The sequence below is a fragment of the Methanomassiliicoccus luminyensis B10 genome (assembly GCF_000308215.1).
GTDB classification, from domain to species: domain Archaea; phylum Thermoplasmatota; class Thermoplasmata; order Methanomassiliicoccales; family Methanomassiliicoccaceae; genus Methanomassiliicoccus; species Methanomassiliicoccus luminyensis.
On the sequence record NZ_CAJE01000012.1, the window covers coordinates 48,057 to 60,771 of the forward strand.

A 12,715-nucleotide genomic window follows, 5' to 3' on the forward strand; every position below is an offset into this window, starting at 1 on the left:
CCCGAGGGATAAAAACGGACAACGATGATATGGGGCTCCCGGACCCTGATCCCACCTGATACAAGATCGCTGCAGGTCAGCTCAGCTACTTGTCTCATAATCTACACTGGTTGCTACACCTAATGCAATGGATTAAATACCGAACTCGCGCACTTTGGTCCAGAATAGAAAAGAACTATCGCGACAGGTGATCTGGATTTTTGAGGATCTAGGGAGGAGTTGAGCAATTCCCTTGCCGAACCGCAAATCTCAGAGCTGTGCCGCCTGTCGCGAGGTCAGTGTGAGCTAAAGTTGAGCCGATGCTCAGTTGGCTTAAAGGATGAATCTATACCTATTTATCATTGGCCGTTGCCGGTCTCGTTTTGTCGAACGCTACAGTTAATTGTTAATTTGTGCTGATGCGTCAACCCACATGAGATGAACGACAGGTTCAACGGTCGAGGTCATGGTTCTGACCGGCCGCGCCCTGTTCTTTATTACCTCTCTAATGAAAACGGACACTGCATCAGCTATCAACGTCGCTTCGAAGCCCCTTGAGCCGCGACAGGTCCCCTAAAAGGCCCCCCCCTCCCGGCCGCTCCGATCCGGAAAGAAAGAGATCTTATTTTATCGACTATATAGTATTGATAACGATTATTTATTGCATTTTTTAAGCATAGCCAGATGCATAAATTTATTCTTGGCCGAGCATGATGGAAAATTAGCTTGTTCAGATAACTAAAAATAGTATCCTGTGATTATGGTTTAAATTGGATATATCATCCAACTCTGGAAGGAAATTGGAGCGGGCGAATATATTTAGGCTCGTGCAAGGCTTCGGTTCGGGGGTTCCATGATACCGGTGTTCATCGATCTCAAGGGAAGGAGGACGGTCGTGTTCGGAGGAGGGCCGGTAGGGTTCCGCAAGGCCAGCTACCTCGCCCAGGAATCTGATGTCACCGTCGTAAGTAGAGAGTTCGTACCGGAATTCCAAAGCTCCCGCATCGCCCGGGTGACAGCGGACATCAGAGAGGTCATGGACGAGTGGATCGAGCGCTCGGACTTCGTGGTGGCCGCGACCGATGACAAGGACATCAACGACGCCATATCCCGCAAGGGCAAGGCCCTCGGCAAGTACTGCAACCGGGCCGATGGGATGAGCGACTTCATTATCCCCTCGACGATAACGAAAAGGAACTACACGGTGGCAGTATCGACGCTGGGGAAGAGTCCAGGGATGTCGAAGTATCTCCGGCTGCACCTGGATGAAATGCTCGAGCCTCGGTTCGAGCAGATGGTGGACCTGCAGGAGGCTCTGAGGACGGAGCTGAAGGCGAAGGTCCCCGACCAAAGAGAAAGGGAGCGCCTGCTGTGGAAGGTCCTGGACGATCAGGCTGTCTGGGACGCGCTGGGCGATGATATCGGACCGGCGAAGAAGATCGCGATGACCAGGATGGTGAGGAAGGACGGACAGCATCATTAGCGCATGCGTCACCCACAAGCAGGTGATGATGTCTCAGATCGAGAAGCTGGGCGAGTTTGATCCAAAGGACATGCTTCTGGCAATGGGCAGGATCGAAGGCGTGCGCGAATGCGTGGTGCTGAAGACCTGCAACCGGGTGGAGATCTACATCTCCTCGAGCTCGCCAGAGGCCACCCGCAGAGGCTTGGAGAACTTCATCAACGGCCAGGTCCCCTTCGGCACCTCCACCGATCTCGTCCAGTACCTCACCGGTCCCACCTCGGTCCGCCACCTCCTCAGGGTGTCCTGCGGGCTGGAGTCCATGATCCTGGGAGAGGACCAGATCCAGGGACAGGTCCGAGAGGCGTTCGAGCTGGCGCAGAGCGAGGGTTTCGTCGGTCCAACTTTGTCAGTGGTGTTCCGCAAGGCCATCTCGGTGGGCAAGAAGGTCCGGACCGAGACCAGGGTCAACAAGGGCTGCGTGTCCGTTGGCTCCGCCGCCGTCGAGCTGGCCGAATCAAAGGTCGGATCGTTAAGGGGCAAGAACATCCTGGTGGTCGGCGCGGGCGATATGGCCACCCTGATCGCCAAGCACCTGGCGGGAAAGGGGCCCCAGGCAGTTTTCGTTTCCAACCGTACCTACTCCCGAGCTGTAGACCTCGCCTTCGCCCTAAACGGCAAGGCCGTCAGATTTGACAGCATCATCGATTTCCTGGGCCAGGCGGACGTGGTGCTGGTGGCCACCGCCGCCACTCATATCCTGCTCACCAAGGACCGGTTCGAGCAGGCCATGGCCGGCCGGGAGGACAGAAGGCTGGTGGTCATCGACGTCAGCTTCCCCCGGAACGTGGAGCCGCAGGTGGCCGAGGTGCCGGGGGTCGAACTGTACGACATCGATGGCCTGAGGGGCGTTGCCGAAGTAAGCATAATGCAGCGCAAGGCGGAGATCAAGAACGCTGAGCTTATAATCGCCGACGAGCTTGAGTCGCTCGACGCCCGCATCAAGGAGATGCGCGCGGACGAGCTGCTGAGCAGGCTCTACTTCAAGTTCAACTCGCTAAAGGACAGGGAGATGCGGAAGGCCGCCAATCGGCTGGCCGCGGGGACGGAACCCCCGGCCTCGGTGCTGGCGGACTTCGCCAATTCCCTTACCAAGAAGTTCCTCGCCGATCCCACGGAGGTGCTGAAGGAGGCGTCCCGGACGGGGGACGTTGAGATGCTGGAGATCGTGGGAGAACTGTTCAAAGTGGAGGATGACAATATTGTTTCCAGAAAATCGGCCTCGAAGATTGCGGATGAGCAGTAACCTCCGGGACATGGTCCGGGAAACGGACCTCTCGGTCAAGGACCTCATCTATCCCATGTTCGTCAACGAGAACCTGCGCGCCCCCAAGCCCATAGGCTCGATGCCCGGGGTGAAAGCGTACCCGGTCGGCAAGGCCGCTGCCGAGGCCAAAAGCGCCGAGGCCCTTGGCATACCGGCGGTGCTGCTGTTCGGCATCCCCAAGAGGAAGGACGAGAGGGGCAGCGAGGCCTGGAACGAGAAGGGCGTGGTGCAGCGCGCCATCAGGGAGATCAAGAAGGAGACGGACCTCACGGTCATCGCCGACCTGTGCCTGTGCGAGTACACCGACCATGGGCACTGCGGCGTACTGCACGGGGAGGTGGTCGATAACGACTCCACCATCGAGCTCTACGGCCTCACGGCCATCGCGCAGGCGGAGGCGGGGGCGGACATCATCGCCCCGTCGGGCATGATGGACGGTCAGGTCGGCCTGATCCGCGAAGCTCTGGACGACGCGGGGTTCGAGAGCGTGCCCATAATGTCCTATTCCGCCAAGTACGCCTCGGCGTTCTACGGGCCGTTCCGCGACGCCGCCGAGAGCACCCCCCGGTTCGGGGACCGCCGGACCCATCAGATGGACCCCGGGAACCTGCGCGAGGCCATGAGGGAGATGGCCGCTGACATCGACGAGGGAGCGGACATCCTCATGGTGAAGCCTGCGCTGCCATACCTCGACGTGATACGCGAGGCCCGCCTTGCCTTTGATCTGCCCATCGCGGCGTACAACGTCAGCGGGGAGTATGCGATGGTGAAGGCGGCCGCCGCCAACGGGTGGCTGGACCACGACCGCGCCATGATGGAATCGCTGCTGTCCATCCGCCGGGCCGGGGCGGACATGATAATCACCTACTTCGCCAAGGAAGCCGCGGCCAAGCTGGGGGAGATGTAATGGGCTCGAAGCGCTCAGAGGAATTATACGAGAGAGCGAAGCAGCTCCTGCCCGGCGGAGTGTCATCGCCGGTCAGGGCGTTCCAGCCGTACCCGCGGTACATCGCGAAGGGAAAGGGCTCCCGCCTCTACGACGTGGACGGGAACGAGTACATCGACTACTGCATGGCCTTCGGGCCGCTCATACTCGGTCATGCGCATCCTGAGGTGGTCAAGGCCGTCCGGGAGCAAGCGGAGAACGGCACGCTCTACGGCGCTCCCATTGAAGCGGAGGTAAAGTTCGCCGAGACCATATCGAGGCTCTACCCCTCGGTAGAGATGATGCGCTTCGTCAGCTCCGGCACCGAGGCCACCATGCACGGCATCCGCCTGGCAAGGGGGTACACCGGCAGGAAGAAGATAATCAAAGTGGAGGGGGCGTTCCACGGGGCCCACGACGCCGTGCTGGTGAAGGCCGGCTCCGGGGCCACCACCCACAGCGCCCCCAACTCCCTGGGTATTCCCGAAGAGGTAACGCACAACACCGTCCTGGTGCCGTACAACGACCCCGCTGCCGTCGAGAAGGCCATAAGGGACAACAAAGGCGAGATCGCGGCGATGATACTCGAGCCGGTCATCGGCAACGCTGGACCGATACTTCCCCGGGAGGGGTACCTTCAGGAGCTGAGGGAGATCACCCGCAGGAACGACGTACTGCTCATCTTCGACGAGGTCATTACGGGCTTCAGACTGAGCATCGGCGGGGCCCAGCGGTACTTCAAGGTCGTCCCGGACATGACCATCATGGGCAAGATAGCCGGCGGAGGACTGCCGATAGGCATCTTCGGGGCGTCCAAGGAGATGATGTCCATGATCTCCCCGGTGGGCAAGGTGTACCAGGCCGGGACGTTCTCCGGCAACCCCCTGTCGCTCGCCGCCGGGCAGATGACCATCAAGGAGCTCGAAAGGCTCGGCCACGAGGACCTGTCCCGCAAGGGTGAGCTGATGCGCGCCGGGCTGAGGCAGGTGTTCGATGATGCCAAGGTCCCCGCGCAGGTCCAGGGCCTCAGTTCGATGTTCCAGGTGTTCCTATCAGACAAACCGGTGCTCGACTACCAGGGCGCGTTGCAGGCCGACGGCAAGAAGTTCATGGAGCTGTTCAACAGCCTGCTCGAGCAGGGAGTGTACCTGCCGCCGTCGCAGTACGAGACCAACTTCCTGTCCACCGCCCACACCGAGAAGGACGTGGAGCGGACCGTGGATGCGTTCGCCCAAGCCGTGGCAGAGGTGTTCGAGTGATCATAGGGACTCGCGGCAGCGCCCTCGCCATGGCCCAGACCAGAAAGGTCGTGGCCAATCTCACCAGGTTCGCCCCCGACCTCGAGGTCGAGATCATGGAGGTCCGCACCACCGGGGACAACGTTACAGACCGCCCGCTCAACGCGCTGGGCGGTTTCGGGGCGTTCGTGAAGGAGCTTGACCTGAAGATAGTCGCCGGGGAGATCGACGTCGCCGTCAACAGCCTCAAGGACATGCCGGTGGACCTGACCCCCGGAACAGAGCTCGCCGCGGTCCTGCCCAGGGGGCCGGTGGAGGACGTCCTTCTTTCCAAGGTGCCGCTGGACCGGCTCCCTCAAGGGGCCAAGGTAGGCTCGTCCAGCGTCCGAAGGAGGGCGCAGCTGCTGAACCTCCGCCCCGACCTGAACGTGGTGGACCTCCGGGGGAACGTAGGGACCAGGATACGGAAGTGGAAGGAGGGGGAGTATGATGCCATCGTCCTCGCTCACGCCGGCATGATGCGCCTCGGACTGCCGATAGAAGGTTTCCCCCTGGACCCGCGCGAGTTCATCCCCGCGGTGGGACAAGGCGCTATCGCCGTAGTGTGCGCCGAGGGGAGCAAGTATCTAGATGCTCTCAAGAAGCTGGAGGACCCCCGCACCAGGGCGGAGGTCGACGCGGAGCGCTACATTTTGAGGAAGCTGGGCGGCGGGTGCTCGGTGCCGCTGGGGATACTGGCGGTGAAGGAGGACGAGTGCATGCGCATCCGCGCCATCGCGGTATCGGACAACCCCATGGACGCGCTGAGGATCGACCAGTCCGTTCCCCTGAGCGACCTGGAGCCGGGATTGGACGAGATAGTGGACGCGCTCCGCCGCGGGTGGGGGGGCGATTTCCTTGTCCGCTGACGGTGAGGTGTACCTCGTGGGCGCGGGGCCCGGCGATCCCCGGCTCATAACCGTCAAAGGCCTTGAGCTCCTGCGCCAGGCCGACGTCATCGTGTACGACTACCTCGCCGGCGAGGAGCTCCTCAAGGAAGTGAAGAAGGGCGCCGAGCTGATCGACGTGGGCAAGAAGGGCGGATGCCACAAGGTGAAGCAGGACGGCATCAACGACATCATCGTGGCCAAGGCCAAGGAGGGCAAGAAAGTGGTCCGCCTCAAGGGAGGGGACCCCTTCATGTTCGGCCGCGGGGGCGAGGAGGCAGAGGAGCTGCGCAAGCATGGGGTGGCGGTGCACGTCGTCCCCGGGGTCACCTCGGCCATCGCCGCGCCGGCCCTGGCCGGCGTTCCCGTGACCCATCGCGATCACGCCTCGTTCGTTACCTTCGTGACCGGGCACGAGAGCGACTCCAAGGAAGAGGATATCATCGACTGGAAAGGCCTCGCTCAGCTGGGCGGCACCATCGTCATATTGATGGGCATGGGCCACCTGGAGAAGAACATGGGGAGCCTCATCGACGGCGGCCTGGACCCTTCGACCCCTGTCGCCGTGGTGCACAGAGGCTCCACTCCGGCCCAGAGGTCGGCGGTAGGGACCGCTTCCGACATCGCCGCAAGGTGCAGGGAACAGAACATATCCTCGCCCGCCGTCGTGGTGGTCGGATCGGTGGCGAGACTGAAGGACGTATTGGGTGACCTTAGATGACACTGCTTGCAGTAATGAGGCCGCGGGAGAAGATGGCCGAGTCCGAGCAGGCCGCGAAGGCCATGGGCTTCGACACCATCTGCGCTTCCCCGCTGGAGATACAGACGAACGACGTGCCTGCCTTTGACCAATTCCTAGAGGAGCTGGGAGGGGGCAAGGCGGACCTCGTCATACTGACGAGCTCGACCGGCGTTGCCTCGGTGATGGAGCTGGCGTCGAAGAGGATGCCGTCGGAGCGCTTCGCCAAGCTCATGAATGGAACTCGCGTCATAGCGATCGGGCCGCTGACCGCCAAGGCCATGGATGAGTATCACCTGGACGTCGCCGGCATGCCCGAGGTGTACTCGTCCGAGGGCCTGGTGGACATGCTCGGCTCCTCGTCCGGCAGAAGGGTCTTCATCCTCCGCTCCGACCACGGCGAGGGCCTGCTGCTGTCAGGACTGAGGGAGGCGGGCAACAACGTGACCGAGGTGGTGGTCTACAACCTCGTGGCGGTGGACAGCGACAGGCTCGACCGCCTGGTCAGCGAGACCGTCGCCGGCAAGGTGGACGTCTTCGCGTTCACCTCCGCGCTGTCGGCGCAGACGTTCATCGAGGCGGCGGAGAAGAGGGCGCCGCGTGATGAGGTGGTGAAGCTCCTCAACTCCCGCCTGGTGGCGGCGATGGGAGCGCCCACCAGGGACAAGCTCGCCGCCATGGGCATCGACGTTCATGTGGTGCCTTCGTCGGCCACGTTCCAGGGCATGCTCGAGGCCATCAGGGCCGCACAGTGATGCCCTGGTTTTTATTTCATTATAATTCCATCAGCGTTATAAGAAAGTGCTCGAATGAATAACCCCGAACGTCAAACCCATGATGTCGTGATAGACTGCTTTAAATCAGCTTGTGAAGCCGCGCTTGTCGCACCATACTCGACGGAGAAAGAGATCCAGTGGTACACCACTTACAGGTTGGCCCAGACAACGGGCATGTCGATTGTGCGTGAGGAGCGGACAAGATGCGCCTATTACACCGATGAAGCAACGCGCCTTTTGGTCAGGGCAGATGAACCAGTGCCGGGAAGGAAAAGGAGCCGAGGCTACATCGATATTGTTTGTCATGGAACGCAGCGATGGGCCATCGAGATAAAGTGCCCCCTTGGCCAGGGCCAGGCAGAATACTACAATGTGAGCATACGGCGCGATCTGCAAAAATTGCATGATATGGACTATGTCGACAGGAAGTATTTTCTATGCCTGATCGGCGTGCCATTCGAAAGGCAGTTCAGATCGGAATTGAACAAGTGCCGTGAGGAAGGACTTCTGGATGGGATAACCGATCATGTAGAGGTCCTCAGCACATAATCCCCGGCAGGCGGTCATGTGCTCACGCCGCGGTTCCCTGCTGGTACCGCGGATGACGCCGTCGTCATGGGCAGCGTGCTCACGCCTTCCCCTCCTCCATGACGTGATCGAACACCTCCGAATAGGACTCCGCCGTGGCATCCCAGGAAAAAGTCTCAGCGATCTTCAGGGACCTCTCCCCCATCTCTTTGGCCCTGGAGCGGTCGATGTCCCTGAGCCGGGCCGCAAGCTCGCCGGTGTCGTTCGAGATGTATCCGTTCTCCCCGTTCCGGACGAGCATGTAGTTGTTGCCTTTATCGGTGGTGACGACGGCCTTTCCCCGGCTCAGCGCCTCCATGATGCTCCCGGAGGTGGTGATATCCTCGAACGGCATGAAGAAAACGTCCGATGCGGCGAAGTATTCCGATACCTCCTCATCGCTCAGGTGCTCCAGGCGGACGGTGAAGCGGCCGGGGTGCTTCCGGGAGCACGAACCGATAAGCTCCTTGATCTCCTCGTTCCGGCATCCCCCGGCGAGGACCCCGTGGTACTTGTCCGGCATCTGGGCCATAACTTCCAGGTAGTCGCGGACGCCCTTGTTCCACCGGCTGGGACCCAGCATGAGCACGATGACCTTGTCCTCCGGGAACCCCAGCTTCCGTCTCGCGGCGGCGGGATCGGCAGGATGCACCAGGTCGAAGTAGTTCGCCAGCGGCACCACCGAGATGTCCAGGCCGGTGCCGTACCTTTTCTGGAGCTCTTCCTTGGTCCGGGCGCTGTGCACGATGCCCGCCTCGGCCCAGTCAATCATGTATCTCATGGCCGCCTCGTCGGCCTCCCTGCTCCCGAACTGCACCGAGTGAGGCGAGAGATTGTGGACGGTCCAGATGACATGGACGCCCAGGATCCCGCACAAGCCGCGCACCAGGCGCATCTGATAGCGGTGATTGAACGGCATCCAGTTGATGTTGAGGGTGCGGTACCCCATCAGGCGGTACGCGATGAGCTGGGCGACGGAGAACGGGGTCTGTTTGCCGAACCAGGACACCATGCGCACTTTGGCGCCCTCTTGCTCAAGATACTTCTTCAGCAGGACCAGGTGCGGCCCGGAAGCGTTGGGGCAGAGCATGATCTTCCGGTCCTTCGGCGGCATGTCCGCTACCCCTTCCATTCCTGCGCCTCCCAGCTGATGTCCAGGACGTGATGGCCGTCAGTTTATTTTTCATTTGCCCTACTTTAATCAGAATGATTATCATTATTTCTATCTGGATGCTGTCTCCATCATTAAATACTAGTTGGATGATTCATCCAATCACTATGCAAGAGGGGTTGAAAGGTGGGCCGACGCAGGACGAAGTGCTCGCGATATCCTTGCAGAAGCTGGGATTGAGGAGCGGCGACCGCTTCGCCGACGTGGGCTGCGGGACCGGAAAGGTCTCCATAGCCGCATCCAAGGAAGTAGATAGCGTTCTGGCCATCGATCTGAGGCCGGAGGCGTTCGCGTACGCCCAGCAAGAGATATCCAAGAGCGGCCGGGAGAACATCAAGCTCGTAGAGGGCAACGCGGTGGACGTGCTGAGGTCCGAGGACCGCGTGGACGCCGCGTTCGTGGGCGGTTCCAAGCATCTCGACGAGGTGCTCTCCATCCTCGTGGAGAAGGGGGCCCGCTCCATAGTCGTGAACGCGGTGCTGGTGTCCACCCTTCACCAGGCGGTGAAGAAGATGAAGGAGCTGGGGATATTCCAGGAGGCCGTGATGGTCCAGGTGTCCCGCTCCCGCGAGCTGGTGGGCGATATCATGTTCAAGCCGCTCGACCCCGTATTCGTGATCGTAGGAGGAAGGACATGCTGATCGGTATTGGTCTGGGCCCGGGCGACAAGGAATTGTTGACCCTTCGGGCGGTTAGGCTGTTGAAGGAAGCGGACAAGGTCTTCGTTCCCGGGAAGATGGCCAAGGACCTCGTGGCGCCATACACCGAAGCCGAGGTCCTGGAGTTCCCGATGTCCAATGACGAGGATGTGATCCGCGCCGCGCTGGAGCGCAATGCGGAGCGCATAGCTCCCGCCGCCAGGAACGGCACGGCGGTCCTGGGCATGATCGGCGACCCCAGCTTCTACTCCACGTTCTCCCGGCAGGTCGAGATCATGAGGGCGAGCCATCCGGACATCGAAACGGAAGTGGAGCCCGGCATCAGCTCCATCACCGCCTTCGCTTCGAGAGCGAAGCTCGCCATAAACGGAGGGTTCGTCGTTACGGACGGTGAACACCCTGATGCCATGATCATGCTCAAGGTGAAGAAGCCGGGAGAGCTGATGCGCAGCCTTCAGAGGGAAGGATATCGTGAGTTCGTCCTCGCCGAGAGGGTGTTCCAGGATGAGGAGCGCATCTACAGCGGCGAGCAGATCCCGGAACAGAGCGACTATTTCAGCATAATGTACGCGAGGAAGTAAAATGTACAAAGTATTCTTCGTAGGCGCGGGACCCGGGGACCCCGGTCTCATAACCGTCAAGGGAATGGATCTTCTGAAGAACGCCGAGGTGCTGGTATACACCGGCTCCCTGGTGAACCCTGAGCTGGTGGAGAGGTCCCCGGCAGCGGTGAAGCTCAACAGCTGGGGCATGAATCTGGAGGAGACGGGCGACGCCATCGAGTCGGCGGTGAAGCAGGGGAAGAGGGTCGTCCGGCTGCACTCCGGCGACCCCTCGATATTCGGCTCCATCGTGGAGCAGATCGACGACCTCTCCAAGAGGGGCATCGAGGTGGAGATCGTTCCAGGGGTCTCGTCGATGTTCGCCGCCGCGGCAGCGCTGCAGACCCAGCTCACCCTTAAGGGCGTCGCGGACACGCTGGTGATCACCAGGCCCGCCGGGGAGACCCTGGAGGTCGACGAGCTTCCCGAGCTGGCTAAGCCCGGCCGCTCCCTGGTGGTGTTCCTCGGCACCGGTCATCTCGAAAAGGTGATGAGCAGGGTCAGCTACCCCCAGGACACCCCCGCCGCGGTGGTCTATCATGCGTCGTGGCCGGACCAGAAGGTGCTCAAGGGCACTGTCGCGGACATCGCCGCCAAGGCCAAGGCGGCCGGGATCGACAAGACCGCGCTGATCCTGGTCGGCGGCATTGTGGAACCGTTCTCGCGGTACCACAGGTCGGTGCTGTATTCATGAAAGACACGGCCATTATCGCCCTTGATCAGGAGAAGGCAGCAAAGCTGGCCTCATTACTGGACGCCGATCTGCTGCCGTACCGCGAGGGCGTGTTTACGGAGGTGTTCGAGAGCTACCGGCGCATCGTGGCCATCATGGCCATGGGCATCGTCATTCGCGGCATCGCCCCGCTGGTCAAAAGCAAGTGGGAGGATCCGGCAGTGGTGTTGGTGACGCCGGACCTTCGGTTCGCCGTGCCCATGCTGGGCGGCCACCACGGCGCCAACGAACTGGCGAAGGAGCTGGGCGAGAAAGGCCTCGTGCCGGTCCTCTCCACCGCCACCGAGGCGGCCGGGCTGGAATCGGTCGAAGGCATTATGAACGAACGAAAGATGGATGTCCTGAACCGCGACTCCACCAAGGAAGTGAACGCCGCGATACTGAAGGGAACGGTCCCTCTGTATCTCACCAACGGCCCGGGCATGGTGCTCGCCGGCCCCGGCGTCTCGGTCCTGCTTAGGAAAGGCGAGTACACCATCGGTGTAGGCTGCCGGAAGGGAGCGGGCAGGGACGAGATAATCTCCGCGGTGCGGCAGGCGCTGAAGGAATCAGGCCTGCAGGCCAGCTCGGTGCTGGCCTACGCCACCACGGACAAGAAGGTCCAGGAGATCGGGCTGATCGAAGGGATAACGTCGCTCGGAGGGAACTTGGTGTTCCTGCCCGATGAGGAAATCAACGCCCAGGACGCCCCGACCCCGTCGAGGGCGAGCATCTTGGGGCTCAAGGGCGTGGCCGAGCCGGCCGCGCTCGCCATTTCCAGGAAGAAAGAGCTGATAATGAAAAGGAGAGTAATCGGCAATGTCACCGTCGCCATCGCAAGGTAAGGGAAAGCTGTACATAGTTGGCACCGGTCCGGGGCGCTCGGACCAGATGACCATGAGAGCAAGGGACGCGATCGCCTCTTCCACCCACGTGGTGGGGAACCAGATATACTTGGATAATGTCTCTGACCTGCTCGCCGGGAAGGAGATCTTCAACTCTTCAATGGGGCGGGAGGTGCAGAGGGCCAAGAAGGCGGTCGAGCTCGCCCAGGACCACATGGTCTCCATCGTCAGCGGCGGGGACGCCGGCGTGTACGGGATGGCCAGCATCGTCCTGGAGATCGTGGAGAAGTCGTTCCCCGAGACCGCGGTGGAGATCGTACCGGGGGTCACGGCGGCCAGTGCCGCGGCGTCTTTGCTGGGTTCACCCCTCTCCAGCGACTTCATGGTCATCAGCCTCTCCGATCTTCTCACCCCCTGGGTGGAGATCGAGAGGAGATTGGAAGCGGCCTTCGGGGTCGGGGTGCCGGTGGTATTGTACAATCCCAAGAGCCTCCGCCGGCCGGACAACCTGCATACTGCGCTGTCCATTGCGAAGAAGCATCTGCCGGGCACGACCCCCATCGGCGTGGTGAAGGACGCCTACCGCCCCGACGAAACGGTCACCGTGACCAAGCTCGAGGCGCTTGCGGAGAACGACGATTTCGTGGACATGCACTCCACCGTGGTGGTGGGAGGGCTCGACTCGAGAATATGGGCGGAGGGAGAGAGTGTCAGAGGGATCATCACTCCGAGAGGGTACAATCGCAAATATGCATACTGATCCGAGCGCGCACGCCAAGGGAGCGTA

Annotated in this window: 14 protein-coding genes; 13 read left to right on the plus strand and 1 reads right to left on the minus strand. The window is 61.2% G+C overall.

Annotated elements, in window-relative coordinates; all coding sequences use genetic code 11:
• Positions 1-832 precede the first annotated feature (832 nt).
• The 8 genes from WYS_RS03055 to WYS_RS03090 are packed head-to-tail and all read left to right on the plus strand — an operon-like array spanning position 833 to position 7,921.
• The gene (locus WYS_RS03055; protein ID WP_019176687.1) at positions 833-1,462 is read left to right on the plus strand and encodes a precorrin-2 dehydrogenase/sirohydrochlorin ferrochelatase family protein; all 630 of its coding nucleotides are present in this window, start codon (positions 833-835) and stop codon (positions 1,460-1,462) included.
• The gene (gene hemA, locus WYS_RS03060) at positions 1,458-2,747 is read left to right on the plus strand and encodes a glutamyl-tRNA reductase (RefSeq protein ID WP_272898446.1); all 1,290 of its coding nucleotides are present in this window, start codon (positions 1,458-1,460) and stop codon (positions 2,745-2,747) included. Before WYS_RS03055 ends, hemA begins: the two co-directional genes overlap by 5 nt.
• Positions 2,737-3,675, plus strand: a complete 939-nt coding sequence (hemB, locus tag WYS_RS03065) for a porphobilinogen synthase (RefSeq protein WP_019176689.1) — start codon at positions 2,737-2,739, stop codon at positions 3,673-3,675. Before hemA ends, hemB begins: the two co-directional genes overlap by 11 nt.
• Positions 3,675-4,952: a glutamate-1-semialdehyde 2,1-aminomutase gene (hemL, locus tag WYS_RS03070; protein WP_019176690.1), complete on the plus strand. Its 1,278-nt coding sequence runs from the start codon at positions 3,675-3,677 to the stop codon at positions 4,950-4,952. Before hemB ends, hemL begins: the two co-directional genes overlap by 1 nt.
• The gene (hemC, locus tag WYS_RS03075; protein ID WP_026068751.1) at positions 4,949-5,839 is read left to right on the plus strand and encodes a hydroxymethylbilane synthase; all 891 of its coding nucleotides are present in this window, start codon (positions 4,949-4,951) and stop codon (positions 5,837-5,839) included. Before hemL ends, hemC begins: the two co-directional genes overlap by 4 nt.
• Complete coding sequence (gene cobA, locus WYS_RS03080; RefSeq protein WP_019176692.1) at positions 5,829-6,578, plus strand: uroporphyrinogen-III C-methyltransferase; 750 nt, start codon at positions 5,829-5,831, stop codon at positions 6,576-6,578. Before hemC ends, cobA begins: the two co-directional genes overlap by 11 nt.
• Positions 6,575-7,351 (plus strand): uroporphyrinogen-III synthase, encoded by a 777-nt coding sequence (locus WYS_RS03085; protein WP_081579795.1) that lies wholly within the window; start codon positions 6,575-6,577, stop codon positions 7,349-7,351. The genes cobA and WYS_RS03085 overlap by 4 nt, the downstream gene beginning before the upstream one ends.
• Positions 7,352-7,405: 54 nt before the next feature.
• Positions 7,406-7,921, plus strand: a complete 516-nt coding sequence (locus WYS_RS03090; RefSeq protein WP_019176694.1) for a hypothetical protein — start codon at positions 7,406-7,408, stop codon at positions 7,919-7,921.
• Positions 7,922-8,000: 79 nt separating this feature from the next.
• On the opposite strand, the gene WYS_RS03095 is transcribed toward WYS_RS03090, so the two are convergent.
• Positions 8,001-9,071 carry a glycosyltransferase family 4 protein gene (locus WYS_RS03095; protein WP_019176695.1) on the minus strand — a complete coding sequence of 357 codons (1,071 nt, stop codon included), beginning with the start codon at positions 9,069-9,071 and terminating at the stop codon, positions 8,001-8,003.
• A gap of 146 nt (positions 9,072-9,217) precedes the next feature.
• Between WYS_RS03095 and WYS_RS03100 the strand changes: the two genes are divergently transcribed.
• Genes WYS_RS03100 through cobJ form a run of 5 tightly spaced genes read left to right on the plus strand, consistent with a single transcriptional unit; the run spans position 9,218 to position 12,688 of the window.
• Positions 9,218-9,751 (plus strand): bifunctional cobalt-precorrin-7 (C(5))-methyltransferase/cobalt-precorrin-6B (C(15))-methyltransferase, encoded by a 534-nt coding sequence (locus WYS_RS03100; RefSeq protein WP_026068752.1) that lies wholly within the window; start codon positions 9,218-9,220, stop codon positions 9,749-9,751.
• Positions 9,745-10,350, plus strand: coding sequence for a cobalt-factor II C(20)-methyltransferase (locus WYS_RS03105; protein WP_019176697.1), 606 nt, complete (start codon positions 9,745-9,747; stop codon positions 10,348-10,350). Before WYS_RS03100 ends, WYS_RS03105 begins: the two co-directional genes overlap by 7 nt.
• Before the next feature lies 1 nt (position 10,351).
• The gene (locus tag WYS_RS03110) at positions 10,352-11,065 is read left to right on the plus strand and encodes a cobalt-precorrin-4/precorrin-4 C(11)-methyltransferase (protein WP_019176698.1); all 714 of its coding nucleotides are present in this window, start codon (positions 10,352-10,354) and stop codon (positions 11,063-11,065) included.
• A complete protein-coding gene (gene cbiG, locus WYS_RS03115) occupies positions 11,062-11,928 on the plus strand; it encodes a cobalt-precorrin 5A hydrolase (protein ID WP_019176699.1) in 867 nt (288 codons plus the stop codon). Before WYS_RS03110 ends, cbiG begins: the two co-directional genes overlap by 4 nt.
• Positions 11,903-12,688, plus strand: coding sequence for a precorrin-3B C(17)-methyltransferase (gene cobJ, locus WYS_RS03120; RefSeq protein ID WP_026068753.1), 786 nt, complete (start codon positions 11,903-11,905; stop codon positions 12,686-12,688). The genes cbiG and cobJ overlap by 26 nt, the downstream gene beginning before the upstream one ends.
• Positions 12,689-12,715 lie beyond the last annotated feature (27 nt).